The organism is Pseudomonas sp. BF-R-26 (assembly GCF_019947395.1).
GTDB lineage: Bacteria > Pseudomonadota > Gammaproteobacteria > Pseudomonadales > Pseudomonadaceae > Aquipseudomonas > Aquipseudomonas farris.
Genome location: NZ_JAGYGK010000001.1, coordinates 301,055 through 322,647, shown reverse-complemented (window position 1 = coordinate 322,647; position 21,593 = coordinate 301,055). Strand labels below are relative to the sequence as shown.

The 21,593-nt window shown below is 54.2% G+C and carries 19 protein-coding genes and 1 pseudogene; 1 reads left to right on the top strand and 19 read right to left on the bottom strand.

Annotation, left to right across the window (positions count from 1 at the left end; all coding sequences use genetic code 11):
* Positions 1–371 precede the first annotated feature (371 nt).
* The gene (locus tag KGB18_RS01480; RefSeq protein ID WP_223569301.1) at positions 372–752 is read left to right on the top strand and encodes a DUF6124 family protein; all 381 of its coding nucleotides are present in this window, start codon (positions 372–374) and stop codon (positions 750–752) included.
* A gap of 55 nt (positions 753–807) precedes the next feature.
* Here the strand turns inward: KGB18_RS01480 and KGB18_RS01475 are convergent, their stop codons facing one another.
* From KGB18_RS01475 to tssK, 19 genes and pseudogenes are all read right to left on the bottom strand, one after another.
* Positions 808–1,212, bottom strand: a complete 405-nt coding sequence (locus tag KGB18_RS01475; protein ID WP_223569330.1) for a hypothetical protein — start codon at positions 1,210–1,212, stop codon at positions 808–810.
* A gap of 81 nt (positions 1,213–1,293) precedes the next feature.
* Positions 1,294–2,292, bottom strand: coding sequence for a hypothetical protein (locus KGB18_RS01470; protein ID WP_223569300.1), 999 nt, complete (start codon positions 2,290–2,292; stop codon positions 1,294–1,296).
* 55 nt (positions 2,293–2,347) lie between these two features.
* Entirely contained in the window at positions 2,348–2,896 is a 549-nt protein-coding gene (locus KGB18_RS01465; RefSeq protein WP_223569299.1) for a hypothetical protein, read from the bottom strand.
* Between the two features lie 19 nt (positions 2,897–2,915).
* Complete coding sequence (locus KGB18_RS01460; RefSeq protein ID WP_223569298.1) at positions 2,916–3,293, bottom strand: hypothetical protein; 378 nt, start codon at positions 3,291–3,293, stop codon at positions 2,916–2,918.
* Positions 3,294–3,303: 10 nt separating this feature from the next.
* A pseudogene (locus KGB18_RS01455) lies at positions 3,304–3,803 on the bottom strand (hypothetical protein).
* A 34-nt stretch (positions 3,804–3,837) separates the two neighbouring features.
* Complete coding sequence (locus KGB18_RS01450) at positions 3,838–4,362, bottom strand: hypothetical protein (RefSeq protein WP_223569296.1); 525 nt, start codon at positions 4,360–4,362, stop codon at positions 3,838–3,840.
* Between the two features lie 21 nt (positions 4,363–4,383).
* A complete protein-coding gene (locus KGB18_RS01445; RefSeq protein WP_223569295.1) occupies positions 4,384–4,845 on the bottom strand; it encodes an XAC2610-related protein in 462 nt (153 codons plus the stop codon).
* Positions 4,846–4,854: 9 nt separating this feature from the next.
* Positions 4,855–5,277 carry a hypothetical protein gene (locus tag KGB18_RS01440; protein ID WP_223569294.1) on the bottom strand — a complete coding sequence of 141 codons (423 nt, stop codon included), beginning with the start codon at positions 5,275–5,277 and terminating at the stop codon, positions 4,855–4,857.
* Between the two features lie 49 nt (positions 5,278–5,326).
* Positions 5,327–6,073, bottom strand: a complete 747-nt coding sequence (locus KGB18_RS01435) for a lysozyme inhibitor LprI family protein (protein ID WP_223569293.1) — start codon at positions 6,071–6,073, stop codon at positions 5,327–5,329.
* A gap of 257 nt (positions 6,074–6,330) precedes the next feature.
* Complete coding sequence (locus tag KGB18_RS01430) at positions 6,331–7,242, bottom strand: tetratricopeptide repeat protein (RefSeq protein ID WP_223569292.1); 912 nt, start codon at positions 7,240–7,242, stop codon at positions 6,331–6,333.
* 482 nt (positions 7,243–7,724) lie between these two features.
* Entirely contained in the window at positions 7,725–8,333 is a 609-nt protein-coding gene (locus KGB18_RS01425; RefSeq protein WP_223569291.1) for a hypothetical protein, read from the bottom strand.
* 165 nt (positions 8,334–8,498) lie between these two features.
* Positions 8,499–9,257, bottom strand: coding sequence for a hypothetical protein (locus KGB18_RS01420; protein ID WP_223569290.1), 759 nt, complete (start codon positions 9,255–9,257; stop codon positions 8,499–8,501).
* Positions 9,258–9,271: 14 nt separating this feature from the next.
* Positions 9,272–11,965 carry a hypothetical protein gene (locus KGB18_RS01415; RefSeq protein WP_223569289.1) on the bottom strand — a complete coding sequence of 898 codons (2,694 nt, stop codon included), beginning with the start codon at positions 11,963–11,965 and terminating at the stop codon, positions 9,272–9,274.
* Between the two features lie 53 nt (positions 11,966–12,018).
* Entirely contained in the window at positions 12,019–14,073 is a 2,055-nt protein-coding gene (locus KGB18_RS01410; RefSeq protein ID WP_223569288.1) for a type VI secretion system tip protein VgrG, read from the bottom strand.
* Between the two features lie 28 nt (positions 14,074–14,101).
* The gene (locus tag KGB18_RS01405) at positions 14,102–15,118 is read right to left on the bottom strand and encodes a serine/threonine-protein kinase (protein ID WP_223569287.1); all 1,017 of its coding nucleotides are present in this window, start codon (positions 15,116–15,118) and stop codon (positions 14,102–14,104) included.
* Positions 15,115–15,843, bottom strand: coding sequence for a PP2C family protein-serine/threonine phosphatase (locus KGB18_RS01400; protein ID WP_223569286.1), 729 nt, complete (start codon positions 15,841–15,843; stop codon positions 15,115–15,117). Before KGB18_RS01400 ends, KGB18_RS01405 begins: the two co-directional genes overlap by 4 nt.
* Positions 15,843–19,367, bottom strand: coding sequence for a type VI secretion system membrane subunit TssM (gene tssM / locus KGB18_RS01395; RefSeq protein ID WP_223569285.1), 3,525 nt, complete (start codon positions 19,365–19,367; stop codon positions 15,843–15,845). The genes KGB18_RS01400 and tssM overlap by 1 nt, the downstream gene beginning before the upstream one ends.
* 13 nt (positions 19,368–19,380) lie before the next feature.
* Complete coding sequence (icmH, locus tag KGB18_RS01390; RefSeq protein ID WP_223569284.1) at positions 19,381–20,256, bottom strand: type IVB secretion system protein IcmH/DotU; 876 nt, start codon at positions 20,254–20,256, stop codon at positions 19,381–19,383.
* Between the two features lie 5 nt (positions 20,257–20,261).
* A complete protein-coding gene (tssK, locus tag KGB18_RS01385) occupies positions 20,262–21,593 on the bottom strand; it encodes a type VI secretion system baseplate subunit TssK (protein WP_123720205.1) in 1,332 nt (443 codons plus the stop codon).

Genomic DNA, 21,593 nt, shown 5'->3' with positions numbered 1-21,593 from the left:
CCTGAAGAAACACATTCCTGTAGGAGCTGCCGAAGGCTGCGATCTTTTGATCTTGATGCCCTCAAACCTCTGGGAAATTTCCTTCAAAACGCCGGGCTGTTCATGAACTAGGCAACCATCACCTTCACCGATACCCTCTGTTCGTCACCGCAAAATCGGTGACTCGGACGTGCAAGTCCGGCCTGGTGCACAATCGTTTATGGCTATTCATCGAGCGTTTTCTTATGCTCGCGAATCGTTATGGCGACTGTGCGTGGGAGACCTTCGGGTCTGCCGGATACTCCGGGCCGGTCTTGCACACCTATGCACAGTTGCCACCTCTTTCGAAGTGCGAGCGAAACGGTGTCAGCTCCTATTACCGGAAGATACCTATGATCAAGCCAACACCGAATCCCCCCGAAAACCCAGCGACATCCCCCTACGAATCCTTCGATTCGAAAAAACTCCACGAAGCCGCCGAACGCGCCCTCGACCATCATTTCGCCCCGCCCCCCAACGAAAAACCCAAACGCAAAGGCAAGCTCTTCACCGTCTCCCCCGACATCGACACCGAAGCCCTCCTGGCCAACGCCTCAGAAGACCTGAAGTCCATCAGCGCCATCGCCGCCGACCTGGCTGATGACATCGACGGCACCCGCCGCTCAGTCGCCCTGGCGCTCAGCAGAATGGCGGATGGGGTTCAGTTGTTGGTGGAGCGAGCGCTGGATCATATTGATTCGCCGAATCCGGCGGAGTATCGGGCGAAGGGGTAAAGGAACCACAGAAAGAAAAAGGGGACGTTGAGTCCCCTTTCTCGATGATCTCGACTCACCAGTGACAGCCTGTCTCTGGTGACGCCTCCATGCTGATATCTTGATCGAACGAATACTTCTTGCCGGATTTGTAATTCGTATAGGTCATTCCATAGATCCGAGCACCCTGACGGACCATCTCATACTCACCCGTCAGCGTCCCCTCGGAAACTTCCACCCAAGTTGTCGTGAATTCATAGGGCCGATCCTCTGCCAGGATTTCTTGCTCGGTGCTTCGATGGACTAGAGAAATGGCCTTCTTCGACTTGCTATACCTAACCCCCGCGCCGCCCCATTGGGCGACCGAGTCGTAATAGGTTCTGAATTCGAAATTGATGTTTTTGCCTTCCAGCGAACGGAAACAAGAGACCTGTGTTGTGATCTCACTGCGGGCCGTCAGCGGCAACACCAACAACAGCATCAAAAATAACTTCTTCACAAATCCCTCTGATCTCATTTTTTTGAAAACGATGACGTGCGCTCAGTAGCGCTTACCGCATGCCTAAAGTGAAAAATCCGAGACCTCTGCAAGCCGCCAACATTGCCCACGAACAAACTGATACTCGAAGACATAATCGGTATCCGGCTTCTGCAGGATCGCCGTGGCGTTGTTGCCCCGCTCTTCCTTGACGGTCAACGTAAGACCATCGGCCTCCCGTTTCACGCGATCGGGGATGATTGGAAACTTGATCTGAGCACCGCTGACGCTGCGCTTTTCCATCTCGGGCTCGGGATCTCCCGCCACAGTCGTGACAAGTTGCAGCGGCTGTTGAACGAACGTTTTTTGCACGTCTGCACGCTCTGAAAAGGCTGCGAGGAACGCTGAAAACTCGTTCGAGGGACAAGCAACATCGGCCGCGTTACCACCGATTTTGCGCGGCTCCTGGCTGATGCCATGTTCCAGTTTTGAATCCGCAATAATCTTTGCATCCAAGTCTGCCAGACGCTTTTTAATACTCGCCGCATCCTTGTAAGCACACTCAAGATCTGCGCCCCCTTCCAGGTTTCGCCCGTCGCGACAGTCCTGCAATTCGGGATCTGGCAAGTCACCGCGAAAGAACCGCAAAGACAACTGATCCCCGTTCTTGATGAGTGGTAACTCCAGCGTCGAATAGGAGTAGCCCTCGAAACCACGGTCCGACTCCTTGTTTTTCATTAACACATACAGGGACTTCCCCGCTCGCTCAGGAAACTTACGCTCGAAGAAGAACACCGACACTATCTGTTCGCCAATGACCGGCGCTACATAAGTGAGTTCTGGTTTCGTAGCACTCATCGTTTCGTAGAAAACTTCACCATTGGGAACGTACGCGCCTGTCGTCTGACCTTTGAGCGTGTTCTTCAAGAAAAATACCGTGATTTTCTGCTCACCCACCGAAGCCACCACCGGAGGATGCATCTGCTCGACGGTTTGCAGGTCTTTGGCTAACACTGGTTGTGACGAAAAACCGATGATTGATACAACTATGCAAACAAAACTAAAAAACCTGGCCATTTCCATTTACTTCCCTGTTGATCCACGAGCTGATCATTCTTCAAAGACTTGCGCCGCCGACTTAAGGCCGCTCATAGTCGATCCTTTTAACCGCAGGACTCTCCTGCTGAAGCTGTCTCTTCGTGACGCCATAAGCCTTGATCAGCCCTTCCCAGGAGCCTTTCGAACCAAACGACCGATAGCTATTGCTGTAGCTGTAATGCTCTAACCGGCCGGCCGTGGAGTAATACCCGCGCCACTCCGGGCAGGATCCGCACCCGCCATAACCGCCGATTGAAACCAGGCTGCCCTTGGTTCCTTTCACACAATCCATCGCCACTACCACGTTACTCAGCATCTTCGTCTTCACACCGTCGGACGAGAGCTGTGAAACTTTGTCGATGTTGCGCCGAAGCACTTTACCGCCGATGTTGATTGTCTGGTCGGAGCAGACCGGGATTACGTGGGTTTCAGTTTCTTGCACCGTCACGGATCGGCAGGACGAAACCAACACCACTTCAACGCCGCCACACTGCATGACATCGCGCTGGGTGTAGGCATCCGAAGGAGCGGCGAAAGTTGGAAACGAGAGCAGCAACGAAAGGCTGCCCGCGAGAAGACGCTGATTCATGGAAAATTCCCTTTCACCGTTAACTGGCCTGTTTTTTTGCGAGGCACTTTGCATAGCCGTCGGCGAATTTGGCATCGAATGACAGTTCCACCGGTTCTTCCAGTTCAGCCGAGGTATTGAGCAACACTCGGGTACCCGGGATGTATTTGATCCAGCCGATGGTCCCGGTGCCGTCCGTGTCATAGAGCAACTTGGCCCGCACGGTTTCACCGTCGTCATCGTCAATCAGTAGGTTGACCTTGTCCTTGCCGACATAGCGAAACGGGAAGTTGCTGCTCCTGACCATCTCGGTGAGGTAGCCGTAGCAACTTCCTGCTTCGGCGGTTGCCGGGATGGCGTAGGCGAGGGGCAACAGTAAAAGAGCACTCAGCACAGCCTGAATGAAAAAGCGGTTCATCCAATCATCCTTAATCAAGCGGCGGCGATTCCGCGTCAGTCATCGTCAACAGCCGGAACTCATTGTTCACAAACTCGTAGTAACGATCCCGGTAACGACTTTCCAACCGATTGCCTTGCGCGTCCTCTTCGCCATCGAGCGCGAGGCCGGAAATGAAGATCAAGCGGCTACGGGCTGGTAAGACATATCGAAAGTGCTGCCGTCGTATGCATTCGGTAATCCGACGACAACGTCTCCCGTGCGTGCATCCAGCACTTCGCCGCAAATGGCACTGCCGCCACAACCAAGTCTGTGCAGGATGTAATGACCGGCGAAGTTGACCTTGCCTTTTAGGGCCTGCGCTCGTACTTGATCCATCATCGGGTTGCTGTTTTCTTGTGGCACCAGTTCATGATTGGCGCCGCTAAACACAGGCGTAACACTGTAATCCTTGAAGTCAGGGTCGGCGGCAAACGCCACGGACGTGGCAATGGCCAAGAGGCCGCCGAGTAGAACTGAACATCCTTTCACGTAATAACTCCGTAGATGAGTGTGGACCAAGGGCTTACTCGGAATGACCTTCATAGCGCTGCGTCTGCGGATTGAAACGCCACAAATGAGGCCGGGTCATGGCTTCCTCGCCCTTGTAGCGAATCTGGTCGCGCTTGTCCCTGATGTAGGAATAGATCTCGATGTCTTTGAAATCGCCGCCGTCCTGGGGAGGGCCATCCAGAACCTTGACCCTGGCGAAGTAATCACCACCCGCATGCTTCAAGTAACCACGGCACTGGATCAGGAAGGCGTACGTCATGTCACCGGCTGAGCCGTGACTTGAATAGGAGAGGAAAATGAAGTCGTCCCTGCCATCGCCATTGAGGTCGCCGCGGTACACAACCTTGCCCCGTTCCCAATAAAATTTGCCCTCGTCGAAGCGTGAATGTATATCCCTAACGCTTTCGCCGTTCTCTATCCATTGCGAGAGAAAATTCTTGGTATCGCTATCCTCATTGCAGATTTCCGAAGCCATGGCCGCCATTGAAAACCAGATCACAAATACCGAAAGTAGTCCTTTCAAAGCAAAACGTTTCACTGTGTTCAATCCTTGATGCATTCAGGTTCTACGCTTTGGAAACCGGGTTACGCATTGCTTCGGTACGTTCATTTCCCAATAAGTACTGATCAGCGCTTTGCGCTTGTTCTCAACATGGAGATTGACGAAACCATCGCCGCAATCAGGCCGTAACTCTTCGAAGGTGCCAGTTTTGGCTTGGTAAACGAAAATCCTGAAGTAATCGTAAGTGCCCATGCCGTCATCGATCTGCGAGACCGCGAAGTCTTTTGCGCCGTCAAAATTGAAATCGTCGACCTGCACATACAGCTTGTTTTCCGCTTGAAAATCGATCGTTCGGGACTCGCTACGGGCATCGTTTTTAACAGCGACCGTTAACGTGGAGCCGTCCAGAACTAGCGTCGCTTCAACGTTATTGGTGGGGGTGAACGTGGTTACCTCGGCAAATGCCGGAACCGCCCACAACAGACCGAGCAATGACCCGGCTAAATATTTAAATCGCATACGCTCGCCTTACTCCCACTTACATCCCGCTCCCAAGGAAGAATCAACGCTGGTGTTGTTCATGAAGTTGTACTGCTTGCCATTGGTCTTCTTTGTGTAGGACATCGAGACAATCTGAACGCCTTGGGTCACCCACACATAGGTTCCGGTGACCTTCTCATCCACGGCTTCTGACCACGTCGTGGTGCTCTGCCAAGGCATCTGAGGATCGATTTCTTCGTGCTGGGAATCCGTTAACGACGGAAATGGGCACGTTCGACTTCGCGTATTTGACGAAACCGCCCGACCACTTGCTGCTTCGTCATAGAAGGTTCTGAATTCAAACTTTACAGGGCTGGATTGAGAGAGTTCGAAACAAAAAAAATCACTGGTGACTCCGCTATGAGCGGCGAATGGGAATAACGTCAACAGGTTTAAAAGCGACTTTTTCATACTTATCGAAATCCCATAAACCAACGACCTGCTTTGCAGAACTATCAACTCAACGCTTCTTGTCCGGAGCCGTCGCCAATTGGCGCGCCCGTTCTATCGTCGCGCGTATTAAACATGCATCAGGAAACTCCCCGAACATCGTTGTATATGACTTCACGTCCATCAGGCATTCCGCATCTCGAAATTTCATCCAGGCTCTCTGAGTATCTTTCAGCCCTTTCTGAGCGCTTTCGTCCAGGCGAGTCATACGATCCCGGTACACAGAATTAAGCAGCGCATCTGCATCAGCAAGTACCACACTAAGTACTCCATGAGGCGTGGATGCCCATTCCCCATCCGCTAATGCCTGCTTTGTTTCATTGTTCCAATTGTAAAAGCCATTTTCTTCAATTCTCAGTAAGGCAGATCGCTGATGATGATTGGTCGGATCAGTCGTGCTAACTTCCGAACGATAAACTATCTCTAAATAGATCGGATCGGTTGAGCGCTGAGGATCATTCAACAGCGTTTGGCGGACAATGGCCCGCTGTTTCTTGCTCTCGCTGATCTCTATCGAAAAACATGGATCCGGCCCAGGACGATCAGACGACTTAACCCTCTCCAGACATTCCTTACGGACTGCCATGGAGGGCGTATCTGAACCTCCACTTACGTCTACTATCCTGACAAGAAGGCGTATCTCGGGATCGTTGGAAAAATCGGCCTGTAGAACGGTCGCAACCATAGTTCCTTCTGCTTTCACAATCGAAGACAGCAAAGAAACCACTAAAATGAGGCTGAATCTAAAAATCATCATTCCTTGATACTCGCAGAAAAAAATCGACAACAAACTAACAGTTTACTTGACCCCAAAGTGCAAAAACAATCGGGGTAGATCTATTTGTTGAGTTCCGTTGCGGTTACCAAACCCGATAAATAGGCGTGACCACCTTTCACAAAACACAAAAATAAATCCGTTCCCTTTTCGCTACTTTTCACTCCAGCCCCTTTCGCTTTCAATTTTCGATCAAAGTCGGACTTATTTAATATCGCCAAAAAACCGCGGCTGTTCATTTATAGTTTACTTCGTTCGTTAACACGCTCAGGAATTTTTTTCTGCTTACCTGATAACACCATCAGATCGGCATACTTTTTATAGTTGGCAGATGCCTTCTGCTTATCCCCTTTCGACCAGTACGCATCGGCTATATTAAGGTAGGCAACTGTACGATCAGGACTATTCGATATCACCTTCTCAAGCAACCAAATAGCATCTTCATTAAAGCCCGCCTGTTGCCAATAGTATGCGATATCATTGTACGATTGCTGATTGATCACTGAATACGCATACTCAGCAATGTACCTTTCCACGAACACCCGTTTAGGAAAGTCCTGGAAGCGCACTTTGTCCTTGTAAAGTCTCGCAGTAGCGTTTTTGAACTCGATTAGAGTCTCAGCCCTTATAGAGCTGGTGACTTCTGTAACCAGCTCCTTCTTACCCTTGCATTCCGACGTAGAACAAAGCCCTGATGGAACCGACCCATCAACCTCATAGCAATAAGGATATGGGGAATTATCCGCGCTTGGAATTTTTTGCAAGCTAACTAGCTTATCCGAGTCCGCATGCAGAGCCGCGCAATAAGGAACCAAACCAAAAATATCTCGGACCCCATCCTTATTTTTTCTTAAGTCGATAGTGCTTACTATCTTACTGGTTTCAACTTTTTTCACAGGTTCCTTATTGGCGTCAGAAACAAACCAGAACGTATTCTCCTGGGAAGTGCAATTGCACTCACAACTTAAAATATATTCCCCAGTACGTATATCCCACTTAGTTTTCGTCGTCTCGCCTGTCCCACAATAATTTTCGGCAACCACAACTGTGCACACATTAGTATCAGAATCACAAATCAAGTCTTGGGCAGCAGCCAAAGAGGAAGTCGCAAAAACCAGCACCCCCAGAAAATAAAAAATATTAATTTTCACACACGTCTCCTTCTATTATCAAACCGTAATTTGAATTACTTCTAGTTTTAGTTATACCATTCATTGTCGCAGTGTATGCTTGCCCTTGAATTATTCCCATTCGGCGACTAAAGGGATCGGACCTCCAAGCAATTAAACAGGCTCAATAATAAAAACATTTTCCTCTGTTAAGACGTCTGTATTTAACTATATTTTTGACGTCAACTCACCATAACAAACATTATTCTCCGACCTTATCGTCTAGTTGAACCCTAGCACTTCTTGAACTAAAACACCGCATACACTTATTGATTCAGCACCAACCACACTGGAAGCTAGCATTGATAATGCAAGCCAGACAACCATAATACTTCTTTTCATTACAGCAGCCTCCTTTGATAGGCTTGGCGGCGTAGTAACCAATTTCTAACAGGACATAGTAAGAGAAAATGGGGAAAGACCACGTTTTTCAGATCATTATTGAAACGTGGTCTGGCCCCATTTCATTTCAAAGGCTTTATTTTTTCAAAAGCCGTCTTTATATCATCAATGGTAGGGTCCATGTTATTAGAGGACTTAGGTACACATGCAGATAACGTCGCTGTCGAACGACCCACACCAACGAGGCCATAAAAACAACTAAATTTTAAACCTGACTTCAAGATTGAAAATTTCTCCTGCGCTTTGCTAATGCTTTCTTCTGACCCCCACAGAGTAAACGGGGACATTGTAACTCGTAGTTCTGCTGTCCCAAACGCAACTGAACGTTCAATGTTCACCACTCCTTCCTCAGAAATTTGCTCAATAGCTCCATATACCGAGTAATTATAAATGTAGCTCTTTCTATTAAAGCGACCAGACTCTTTGAGCGCATTTTGAAAAGAAGTTTGCCGAATGGTAAAAGTGTTTTCCTCAACAAGAATTGGCGGACTTAACTCTACGAGAGAAACCAATTCACCATAACAAATATTATTCTCTGATTTCACCGTCACTTTAAACCCAGGTATTTCAGGTATAAATGCCCCACACGCTTTTAACAAATCTGCATGAACAACACCAGACGCTAGAATAGAGGCAATCAGCCACCGCCATAAAATGTGTGCCCTCATCATAATATTCTCTTACGGAATGCACTTGGCGGAGTGGTTACCAGATCAGATAATACATAGTAGGAATGTTTGAAAAATGATCGACGCCACATAAGTTTAAGGGGACAGATTTATTTATCGACAACTAATCTACCCATAAATAAACCAGTCCCCTTTGCTATTAAACCATTAGCAACCATCGATATTTTCGCATGGCACCCACCCTCGAATTTCTTTCTTCTTAGCAGTTGTATACAAAATTGAAACCCAGCCAGCTGAAATAGCTTCCTGCCTCACTTTATCCCCCTTAATCAAATACATTTTTGTGACGCTCGCCGGAGACATCAATGAATATATAAATGTCTTTCTATTTACAACCAGATCGAGTAAACCACCACTCGCCCAGCTACGGTAGTTTTTAGATGACAACTGATTAACAATTACATCTCGAGTCTTAAATGGATAGGTATAAATACGCTTATCCTCATTGTCATCTGGAGACAATACGTCGGCTCCACTTCCAAAGTAGCCTGTTAACTCCTTATCCGCAGAGTAACCCTCACCCACTTTATGGAAAACCATAACACTGAAGTAGTCACTTCCGTAACTTACTCCGGTAAACGCACGAATCGGCGCACTATGAATTACAAATAACTCATTCTCACCACTCGCCACTTGCTCAGTAAAAATATCTCGAACTTCGCCTGGATCCGCAACATAAGGCAACCGCGCGACTAGTTTCAGCGTACCGGTGGAACAGTTAAGAAAACTTATACCAAGCCCCAGCTCCGGATTCTGCTTACCCTCATCCTCAAGCACCGGAATCGGGCTAACAACAATAAAGCCTCCATCTACCGAAAACGGCGGATAAGTCAAATCTTTAGGGGCATCGCACGCGATAGCGTAAGGAACACCCAAAAGAACAACAGCAAGAAAAAACACACGCATAACGCTCTTAAATATCATCCAGCACACCCACCAAAATCGCTATTTATTAAGGCCATGATATCTTTGCTGTAGGTATTCCTAAGAGCTAGCTGATCAAGCCCGGTATTAATTACTTTTGTCACCTTCTTAATTTTCAAATCGATATCTAACGAAGCATTATCTGCAATAGCTCCAATATTATTCTGCTTCCAAAACCAGCTACCCGACGCAACGATCGCATAGACATCGGTTTCAGCTAATAATGGTGTTGCATCGATTCTTACGCCAATAGCATTGGCACATCTCCTGTAGGTTTCATAATGTGTCAAATGCAGAAGACCACGGCCTCGATAGTCGTTATCTGGATAATCGCTACTACCAAAACTGTGTTTTCCATATGCAGGATCATTACCCAACAAATGATCATCTATATATTGCAGCTTCTGCTGATTAGTAAGATTTAATCCTTTACGAACAAATCCATTGTTGATTGCCGTTGGCGCTAAGGCAAACAAAGTAGCAGGAGTAAAAGTCGCACGAGAATAGTTCAAACTCTCTCTAAATTTTGTGAATCTACCAGTCTCGACTTTTCCCTGCCCTAATATTAGCGCGACCTGCGTGCAAGTAGTAACTTCATATTTCGTAAATTGCGCATTAGCCGTTTCGACAAAACTGCTAATAAAGGCATCCGACACCGATGGAGCCACAACCTTCCTCATAAACTGCGGTGTCAACGCGATATTTTTCCCGCACTTCTTACAAACATTAGGCGATGCTATTATCAGAAAATTTGAGACTAGCCCAACTGGATGAATATGCTGAACGTTGATGTCAGCAGTTATACCATGCTGACCCAGCAATTTAACCCACCAACTGAGTTTCTCAATCCTTGCTTTTTCTTCTACCCATGCCTTATGAGGATCAGAGTCACTATGCCCAATGATTTCGTCCAAGGCATCCCACTTATCTCTTTTGTAATCCCACTCATTTTCATAACGAGTAACCATTTGTGAGATTGGTTGAGAGAACCACGGTTTGCTCAGTGCATCCGCAATCTCAGACGGGGCTAGTTTTTTGTCTCCGTTCCTATCGAGAATTTTATATAACTGTTGCATTGTAAGGCTGTCGCTAGCACTTTCAACATTAGGCAAGTAAGTCGCTCGCTCCTCTTCATTTAGATTTTCCTGCGCGTGCAGGAACGCGGCTAAATGATCGACATTACTAACGGTTTCGTCGATGAAAGTGAAGCCTTCCCACTCAAATGGTGAATGGCGCGACAGAGTGGTATCCGGCTCCGCAAACCAGCCATCGATGCCATCGCCGTGTTCGTCTCCGAGCAAACCGTCTAAACGCCACCAATGAGTGGTCGTGGTCGTTCCATTCATGACAACTGACTCTTTGATCTTCTTCTCTGCCGGCAGTCCTTCAAGTAAACCTACAGGAATGAAAAAGTCATACGCCACTTCGCTACTCGGATCAGCAGCTTTCGGTGGATTGGTCGCGCTTATACTTTGCGAATGAGTAATCAACCGTGAGCCTTTGGGTATCTTGACCAGCGTCTTTTCGGCGGCAGGTAAACTGGCACCCTTGGGCTTACTTTGGCCAATAAACGCTTTCACGTCTTCACAGCTAAAAACCTCTAGGTGCAGGAGGTTCTTAGGTGCAGCATCTGAATGGTTCTGATATTTGCCAACATGCCCCAGAACCTCTCCAGCCTTGATCTTGTATGTCGGAGTGAGGACGACAACATCCCCCATCGGACTATGCGGCTCACTCTGTGGAGTAAGTGATTGCGACCAAATAAACCCCGAGAGTTTCCCATCCGGGCCGGGTATCAGGGCGGGCGTTGCCTGACCACTGACGATTTCGGCAAGTTTACGAAAGTTATTAGGTGTCGGTTCGTCACCAAGTCGTATTCGCGTACCTGCTGGTAAATGGCTAAGTGGTAGGCCGCTAGTGTGAGCATCACGAACATTCGCTCCGTACTGAGCGCCACCGGGAATAGGGTCTTGTGCTTCATTACCCACGAAGTACCTTCCGCCACCCAAGTCCTTCAATTGGCCCTTGAACACCCATCCATTCGCAGGCAAGCCTGCAATCTCTGGGCTGACGCTAACAACTGCCACCCAATTTTGATTGGCTGGGGTAGGCTGCGTAACCACGGTTGTCCCGCGGGGCAAAACTGCCAAGACCGGAAAGTGTCCGGCGTTACCGCTTCGCATCCGGATGCCTAAAGGCTTGTCCGGAGCGTTGGCTTTAACTTCATAAAGGCCTTTCCCCCAAAACCCCGGTGGTTTAAGCGTCGGATTCGTCTTGTAATTCTCCCAATCCAGCAGGTGCATATAAAGACTGAAGAACGTCAGGCTTGGCCCGGCTGCAGGAGCTGGCGCGGAAGGTACCGGAAGCTCAAGCCGATGCTTAACCAACACAAACCCCGTTGAATAAACCGAATGCGCCGAGCCAAAATCAGAAGTCGGGTACTTCTCGTCAATGCGGTATGCGACTACCTCTCCATCAGCGATGCATCTGACCTCTGTCAGATCGTTGACCAACCCCGAGTCTTCATCGAAATGAACGCCTCCATGCCAAAGACCGTTGGCACCTAATGGATAGTAACCGTCCTTGGCCTTCGCCAGCGCCTTGTAAAACTGCTGTGGATCCGTCGCCTCAGCTGTCCCTACTTTCAGGGGATACGACCATTTCTCTACTTTGCTTGTTGTTTCAGTCATTACCAATTACCTAAATCCTGATCCTTGGTGGCTTGGATTGCCGTCTATGTCGATCAGCCAGAAAAATTGAGCATTCGTTTTGGTTTGCGTTTGATCTCCTCTTCGGGCGCGTTGGCCAACGCCTGATCCATCAAACTCCCCGCCTTATCCTTATCCGCAGCCCCCGGTAGCACCGGCGGTTTAATCCCGATCCCTGTCCCCGAGCCCGCCGACCCACCGGCATTAATCTTCACCACCGGCCCAACCACCGTCACGCCACCCGCATCGAGCTTGATAAAACTCCCACCGGCCTTAACCGTGAGCTCCATCCCAGCCTCGATAACAATCTTGTCCCCAGCCTTGAGATGTATTTCCTTCCCCGCACTGGTCAGCTGCGCAGTCCCCAACTTCACATGCTGGTTCTGCCCAATCGTCAGGTGATCATCCACCCGCACTTCACTCTTACGGTCAGCAATCGTGGTCCGATGTTCTTCAGCCTTCAGCTCGGTGTAGGTGTTCTTCACCACCGTATCGTGGCGTTCATTCCCCACCCGAATCTTCTGGTCGTGCTCAATGTTTTCATCCCAATCCCGCTGGGCATGAATAAAGATCTGCTCGGCACCTTTCTTGTCTTCAATCCGCAGTTCGTTGTACCCGCCGCCACCCGGGGAGCTGAGGGTTTTGAACACAGTGCGAGTCTTGTTCGCTGGCAGGTCGTAGGGAACCTGGTTTTCCTTGTGATACAGGCACCCCGTCACCAACGGCTGATCAGGATCCCCTTCAAGGAAGGTGACGAGCACTTCCATGCCAATGCGCGGAATGGCGATAGCGCCATACCGATCTCCAGCCCAACTCGAAGAAACGCGCATCCAGCAGCTGGTTTTGTCGTCGGCCAAACCTTCGCGGTCCCAGTGGAATTGCACTTTGATGCGGCCGTATTGGTCGCAGTGGATTTCTTCGCCTTTGGGGCCGGTGACCATGGCGGTCTGGCTGCCGAGGACGCGTGGCTTTGGATGCTCCAGCGCGGGGCGGTAGAACACGGCCCATGGCGTGGCGAGGAAGCGGTTGCGGTAGCCTTGGTGGAAGTCGTCTTTGTTGTCGGTGGTGTCGCTGGTCACGCCTTCTTCGAGCACTTGCGGCTGTTTGCCTTCGTGGACGACTTCGGTAAGCAGCCAGAGGTCGTTCCACTCGGTGCGCGGGTGGTCGGAGATTTCCAGGAAGTGGCCGCTGACGAGGGTGGTCTGGTCGCCATGGCCTTCGGCTTGCTGGTAGTCGGCGCGGTGGCGTTCGAGTGCGCGTTGGCTGAGGAATTTGCCGCGCGCGCGGTCGAGGAAGCGGCCGGGATAGTCGTAGTCTTCCAGGTCCGGTTCGGTGCTTTCGCCGTCGGGTTTGCCGTCGGGTTTATAGCCGGCTTCGAGTTGCAGGCGCGGTTTTTCGAAGTCGTAGTCGCGACGGGTGACGCGGCCGGTGCGGGTTTCCAGGCGCAGTTTGAAGCCTTTGATCACGGGTTCGTCGGCGACCATGCCGCTGCCTTGCACATAAGCGGTGGGCTGGCCGAGTTTCGGAAACACCGTTTGATCGTCACCGAATACCAATAAATGACCTTTGGAGGTGTGCTGGAAGTGGTAGTGAATGCCTTCCTCCTCGCACAGGCGCTGGACGAAGTGCAGGTCGGTTTCGTCGTATTGCACGCAGTAGTCGCGGTCCGGGCACGGCTGGCTCAACTGGAATTTGTAGGCGTTGCCTTTGATGCCGTGTTCTTCGAGGATCAGCGCGATGATTTTCGGCGCCGACATCTGCTGGTAGATGCGCTGGTTGGTGCGGTGATGCAGGTATTGCAGCTGCGGCACCAGGGAGACTTTGTAGCGGGTCAGGCGTTTGCCGGCATCGCCTTGGGCGACGCGGTAGATCTGGCCGTGGATGCCGGAACCCTTTGGGTCGAATGCGAGGAACGCCTGTTTGTGCAGGAGCTTTTCCAGGTCCAGGTCCGGGTTTTCGCTGACCAGTTCGAGGTCGAAGCGATACGGCTGGCTGATGCCTTCGGTGCCGGAGAACGACAGCACTTGCAGGTCGCCTGCGTAGTCTTCGACGGTCAGGCTGAAATGCGTTTCGTTGGACGGGTTAAACATTGTTTGCTCCCTGTTCGAATGTCATCCGTTACGCCCGGAGTCGCAGACGTTGCAGCCAAGACGATGTGGCGCCCATAGCGTCACCCAGTTGGGCGGCAGTGATCGTTCGATCTGCCGCATCAAAAGCCAGCGCCGTTCGCAGGGCTGGCCAGCAGTGTTTCGGTAGGTGTCGGGGTGCGTGCAGCTCGCGCTCGAGTTGGCCATCGCGGGCCTCGGTCGAGGGCAAGCGGCGGAATGGGTGTTTGCCGCCCGCCAGTTCGTAGATCACGCAGGCCACGCCGTACACGTCCGCGCTGGCCGACAGCGGCTGGCCTTCGAGCAGTTCGGGAGCGGCGTAGCCGGGGGTCCAGGCGTTGAAGCGGTTGCGGCTCAGGTGTGGCAGGCCGGGCAGGATGCCCTCTTCCGCCTGGCCGAGGCCGAAGTCGAACAGGCGCACGCCTTCTTCGCTGAGCATCACGTTGCTCGGCTTCATGTCGCCGTGCAGCACGCCGCGAGCGTGGGCGTAGGCCAGCGCGTCGAGCAGCGGCAGCGCGATGTCGCGCAGTTCTATCCACGGCAGGCCCAAGGGGCGCTCGCAGAGTAATTTGTCCAGGGTCAGCCCACGCATGAGTTCCATGGTGATGAAGGCGCGCTGGCAGTCGGTGTCCACTTCAAAGGTGTGCGGTCGCAGCACGTTGTTGTGGCGCAGGCGTCGGGTCAGGGCGAACTCGCTGTAGAGCAAGGCGCTGGCGTCCGGCGACTCGGCAAATTCTTCGCTGAGGATTTTCAGCGCGATGTAAGGGTCGGGGTCGCCGAACTGTTCGCTCAGCAAGTCTCGTGCACGGTAAACCGCGCCCATGCCACCGGCACCGAGCAGGCGCTCGATGCGGTAACGGCCGGCGAGCACGTCGGGCAGTTCACCGACGCTGGTCCGGGTTGGCGCCAGCGCAGGCTCGGCCACATGCGGCTTTCCGTTTAAAGGCTTGGCGAACGCAAAGTAAGTCAGGTTATTGGCTTCTTCCTCGGTCACCAGCAGGTCGTCGATCGGTGGCATGAGTTCAGTCATTGGCGGATCACCACGGCAGTCAGATTGTCCCGGGCCGAGCCACGCAGAGCGCCGTCGAACAGACGCTCCAGCGCAATGTGCGGCGCGGTCAGGCTCAGGGCGTTGCCCAGGGCATCGCTAGTCAGCCCTTGATACAAACCGTCGCTGCACAGCAAAAACGCATCGCCGGGATAGACCTCGAGTTCGAGCACGTCCAAGGTCAGTTGCTCGGCAGCGCCGACCGCACGGGTCAGGGCGTGGGCGGCAGGGTGAGCCTGGGCTTGCTCGACGCTCATGTTCTGCTCGTCGATCAGTTGCTGTTGCAGCGAATGGTCCTTGGACAGCTGATACAAACGCTGGCCGCGCCACAGGTAGCAGCGGCTGTCGCCGGCCCAGATGCAGGCCGCGCGATTGCCTTCCACCAGCAGCGCCACCACGGTGCTGCCCATGATGCTGTCATGGCGCCCGGCGGTGACGGTCAACTCCTGACCCAAGCGGCGATTGAGCCAGTGCAGGCACTGGCGAATACCTTTGAGTCGTTCGTCGAAGTCGTCCTGCACCGGCAATTCCGCCAGGCTGGCGACGATCAACTGGCTGGCGATGTCGCCACCCTGATGACCGCCCATGCCGTCCGCGACCACCCACAGCCCCTGCTGTGGACAGTCGAGAAAAGCATCTTCGTTGCGCGCCCGAACCTTGCCCGGATCGGTACGCGCAGCGCTGCGCCAGGGACTGGCAACCAGCATCAGAGCTGCACCGGCATACGGAAGGTACGCAGCACGCCCATGTCGAACGGGTTCGGCGTGCGCTGGCTCGACAGCAAGTAGTTGGCGCGCAGGCCACCCACGTCAGCCTTGAGTACCAGCACGTCGCGACCGGTCAGGTACTCGGTCTGCATCAGGTCGAACAGACGGAACAGCGACCATGGGCCGGTGTTCTTCTCGATGCCAATCGGGCGGCCGGCCATTTTGTCGAGGACCAGGCTGGTGCGACCGTCTTCAGCGTCGGTCGGCCATTTGAAGGACACCGGCACGATCGGGCCGTGACGGTATTCAATGGTCTTGTCGCCAAACTTGAACTCGGAACGGCTGACGGCCGGGTCGAGGGTGTACGGCTCCAGTTTGAACTGCACTTGCGGCTCGGCCGGGTTGCTGGCGAAGAAGCTCTGACGGATCACTTGTGCCGCGGCCATCTGGTCGAGGTAGACCTTGGAGATCGGCATGCTGTGACCGTCAATGCTACGCAGGCGATAGTTGCCTGGATCGCCACTGACGAACGGACGCATGTAGTTCTCGAAAAAGCGGTCGGCGATGCCCTGGGCCTTGAAGAACTCGCGGAAGTCGCTGATCGCAACGTCGCTGGTGCTGTGGGCGCTGAACGGATAACGCTTGTTGATCGCCTTGCCGTAGAAGCTGTACAGCTCGCTCTGATAACGCTGGTTCAGGTACTGGTAGGAATCGTTCAGCACCAAACGCCAGGTGTCTTCGGCCAGCACGTTGAACCACACGCTTACCGGGCGCGGCAGACGGTTCGACGCGTTGCGCAAGTTGCTCAGCGCATCGCGCTGGCCGCTCATGCGGGTCTTGGCCATTTCGAACGCAGCCTGCTCCGGCGCGCTGGCACGGGCCAGGCTCGACAGTTGCAGTTGCAGGTCGTTGAGTGCTTGCAGGGCCGGGGTCAGATCAGCGGCCGGGCCGTTGTTGTCATCCAGCAAACGGTGCAGCGGTTCGAAGCGACGTTGCAGGGATTTCTTCGCGGTGTCCGGCAAGCTCTTCGCCATGTCCGACGCTTTGTCCGCGGCAGCCGCAGCGAGTTTGCCCAACTTGCCACCCTTCTCGCCCAGCTTGTCAGCCGCTTCGGCGGCTTCATCAGCACTGTCTGCGATGACCTGGAAACGGGTGTTCTCGCGCACTTCCACCAGCAGTTGCAGCACCGGGGAGTTGGCCGAAGTCAGGCCCGCCAGTTGCTCGGCGCCTTCACCGGCGTCGTTGATCGGTGGCAAAGCAACCTGGCCGACCGCTTCGCTCCAGAAGTTGGCGTAGTCGCGGAAGTACAGCTGCTCCAGTTCGACCATCAGGCGACGCAAGTCCATGCCGCTGATGCCCGAACCTTCGCCCAGTACCCAGTTGTCACGCAGGATGTCGGTGACCAGCGCAGTGCCCTGGATCGAGAAATACTGCTGATAACCCTGTTGGGTGTAGAACCCTGGAATCACGTAATCGGTGCCGACAAACAGCGCACCCTGTGGGCCCAAGTGTTGGCTGAAACGGTATTCCGGCAGATTGCGAGCCTGCTCGCGCAGCATCCGGTAAACCACGTTGGCCAACGACTCGCTGCGCAGCACCTGACGCGCCTGCGCCACCAGTTGATCGTTCAGCGGGTAAATAAACGGCTGCTTGAGCAAACGCTCGAAGTGGGTGTTCAAGCCGTTCTGCACCGCCGTGTTGCCGGCGTAACGCAGGGACCAGTCAGTGGCGACCCAATCCTTGAGCCACGTAGCATCGCGGCGATCTTTCATGTTCAGCATCAGGTACGCACGCAGGCTGTTGAGCAGGCGTTCACGGTCCTTCATGTTGGCGCGGATCTGCCCTTCCAGCAGTGTTGCAACCCGTGGCAGCAGTTGCGCTTCAAGCTCACGCTCGTAGGCGCTCTTGACCACCGGATTGGCGTCTTCGCCCTGGTACAAGCCGCCGCGCTCGTGGTACGACACGTCACCTTTGTACGGGAAGACCTGGGTCGCCGCGTAGCTAGTGTCGAGGGTCTTGAGCACCGCCATGGAATCATCGCGAGCGGTCAGGGCCGAGCGTTGCTGATTCCATTTCTGTGCCAGGGAACGTAGGTTTTCCAGACGCTCATAGTTGGCCGAGAAACCACCAGCCCAGAGCATGCCGAACAGCGCCAGTGCCGCCAGTGCGCCCACGTACAACGCACGTTGGCCCCAATGAATGCGGCTGCGTTCGCGCTTGTCCAGACCAGCCAGATCGGCCTCGGGGAAAATTACTCGGCTGAGCAAATGATGAATGAACCGCGAACGGCCACTGCGCAGGGTCGGCAGCATACCGGCGTTCATGCCCAGGTTGGCGCCGATGCCGGCGGTGGTCTGGTCCATCTCTTGAGTCAGGTGCGGTGCGCTGGTCAGGTAGAAACCGCGCAACTGGCTGACACGCTGGTAGCGGTTGCCGGTGAACGCCATGTCGACGAACAGGCACAGACGCTCGCCGATCTGCCCCAGTTGATGCGGGAAGTCGAGGATGCGACCACGGCGCTGGGTGTCGCGCTCCTGGTGCATGCGCATGATCACCTGGCTGTTCAGGCGACGCAGCAGCTCTTCGAACTCGGCGCGCAGCACGGCCACGTCAGTACCGCTCTGCTCTTTGCGGAAGCTGGTGCCGAGTACCTGATCGCTTTCTTCGCGGGTCAGTTGATCGAAGAACTCGTCGAAACCGAGCAGGCGATCGGCCTTGCTCAGCACCAGATAAATCGGCACGTCGACGTGCAGTTTCTGATGCACGTCTTGCAGACGCGCACGCACCTGGCGCGCCAGGGTGTCGAGGTCTTGCTCGCTGCCGCCCAGCAGTATTTCCACCGGGATGGTCACCAGCACGCCGTTCAACGGACGGTTGCGGCGACGCTTGCGCAGCAGGTCGAGCAAGGTGCTCCAGGCACTGCCATCGACTTCGGCATCCGGCTGGGTCAGGTAACGCCCGGCGGTGTCGATCAGTACGCCGTGGTCGGCGAAGTACCAGTCGCAATGCCGAGTGCCGAGTGTGTCGCGGGTGAGTTTGCGGTCGATCTTGTTGATCGGAAACTCGAGGCCCGAGAAGTCCAGCAGGCTGGTCTTGCCGCTGCCCTGCGGGCCGATCAGCAAGTACCACGGCAAATCACTGCGCCAGCGCTCGCTTCGACCGCGATACAGGCTCGAGGTCTTCAGGGTTTTCAACGCATCCTTGAAGCGTACGCGAAGCTCTTTCTGCTCTTCATCGATCAGCTCTTCGCGACGGATACGGTCCTGGCCGTCTTCGGTTTCTTCCACAGCTTTTTTGCGCACACCGGCGCGCCAGCTGACGAAGACCATGGTCAGGCCCCAGATCAGGAACAGCACACTGATGGTCATCAGGCGGGAGGTCGAGCCCTCCCAGAACTTGTAGTCATTGACCGCCAGCAGCGGCCCGACGAACCACACCAGCAGCGCGACAAACAGCACCAGCAGCAGGGTCCAGACCCAGGTCTGGCACAGGAATGCGCCGACTTTCTTGAAAAACTTTTTCATCACACGTCCCTGTTTACGGCTGCGACTGCGGCTGAACCGCAGTCGGGTCCAGCTGCTGATAAGGTTGCAAAACGGTTTCGCGTTGCTCGCCCAGTACCCAGGCGAAGCCCGAATACATCACCACCAGGCAGACCACGGTGAACAGCACCACCATCCACGCCGGCACGATGCGCACCAAACTGCGGCGCTGATCGTTCAAGCCTTCCCAATGCGGCGACAGCTCACGAGGCACGTCGCCGCGCAGTTGACGAATCTGCCGATACAAGGCGTCGCGGATGCCTTCGAGCTCGAGCATGCCGCGGGCTTGCACCCGGTATTTGCCTTCGAAACCGAGGGACAGGCACAGGTACATCAGCTCCAGCATCGGCAGGTGCTTGACCGGGTTTTTCGACAGGCGATCCAGCAGCTGGAAGAACTTCTCGCCACCGAAAGTTTCGTTGTGGAAGCTGCTGAGCAAGCTCATCTGCGACCACTCGCTTTCGTTGCCCCACGGCGTGGTGACGACGGCTTCGTCGACCACGGTGCAGAGCACGTAACGGGCGGCCATCACCTGGCTGCTTTCAGCGCCGTTGTGCAGCGCACGCACTTCAAACAGCTTGAGCCCGGCGGTCAGTCGCTCGTTGAGCGCGTACATGTCTTCGCGGGTGTCGCTGTGCTTGAGTCGCACCACTTCCGACAGCAAGTCGGACGCCGCCGCTACCAGCGAATTGAGGCTGATGTTGAACGCTTCCGCCGGGCGCAAGCGGGCGGCGTAGATCATCCGCTCTTCCAGCTGTTCGAAACGTGGCGGTGCAGCGAAGTCGGTCAGCGGACTCGACGCCGGGCCGTGGCCCTGGCGGTCGAGCAGGACGGTTTTGTCGTCCTGGTTGTATTCCATGTCCTTGATCATGTCGGTCAGTTCCTGATGGCCCAGAATTTCAGTTCAAGCTCGGCGAATTCGCCGGACACGTGGAACGCGAAGCCGCCGGAGCGCTCCAGTTGCGCCAGGTCTTCGGAACTGAGTTCGAGGATGAAATAGGTTTTGTTGGAGTGGAACGCGATCTGCCGTGGGGCCACCGGCAACGGTTTGACCTTGATGCCTGGCAGGTGCAGGTTGACCAGTTGGCGGATGCGCTCCACCGGGCCGACCTTGAGGTGCGCCGGCAAGCGATGGCGCAGTTCTTCGGAGTCGCAGTTGGCACTGGCCGCGAGCACGAACGAGGCCGAGCCCAGCAGTTTGTGATCGTGCAACGGCGATACGATGATCCCGTACTGACGCGCTTGCAGCACCAGTTCAATGGCGTGCTGTTCGAGCACCATCGACAGCACCTGACGAATCGCTTCCATCAGTTTGCGGAAGCTCGCGCCCTGGTCGCTGTGCTGGTAACGGCTGTCCAGACGCGGGCGTTTGCTCTCACTGGAAAACGTCGCCAGATCGCCGAGCATGGTCAGAAGCGTGCGGTACAACTCTTCCGGGTGCACCTGTTCCAGGCCGAGGTAATGGCGCAGCAGCATTTCGGTGCGGTTGATCAGTTGCAGCATCATGAAGTCGCCGATTTCCGCGCCACCGACTTTGCCGTTGGAGCTGATCCGGTCGGCGATGGTGTCGCCCCGGTGGCCGAGCATGCTGATCACTTCTTTGAGGCACGACAGCAAGTAGCTGGAGGAATGCGCCTGAATGTAGGTCGGCACGAAGTCCGGGTCGAGGCTGATCACGCCGTCGGGCGTGGTGTCGAGCACTTCGCAGATCTTCAGCTTCACGTAGGCCTGGTCGCTCTGCTGTTCGCCGAGCAACAGTTTGAAGTCCGGACGACCGCAGCTGACCTGGCTGGCGGAGTCGTCGCCGGCGTTGGAGTCGGCGACTTCCGCGTCGTACGCGGTGTAGCGCGCCAGCACGTCGGACTGTTCCGGGCGGCGAGACTCGATGTGGTTACCGGTGACCAATGGCAGCGCCAGATAGATTGGCGTGTTGCCAGTGTTCGGCGGCACGTCCAGGGCCAACGGCTCGGTGTTGCCGCCGAGTTCGAACAGGCTGCCGTCCGGCAGAATCCCCGAGGCCTGGCTGATCACCAGTTTGCCCATGTTGAGGAACTGCAAGTCGATTTCCAGGTTGAGGAAGCCCCAGATGTAGCTGCCCAGCAACTGGGTACGGGTCTTCATCTGGTGGTCGTAGTAACGATCGTTGTGCTGGAAGTGCTGCGGACGCAGCAGCATGCCTTCCTGCCAAATGACTTTATGGGAATTCAT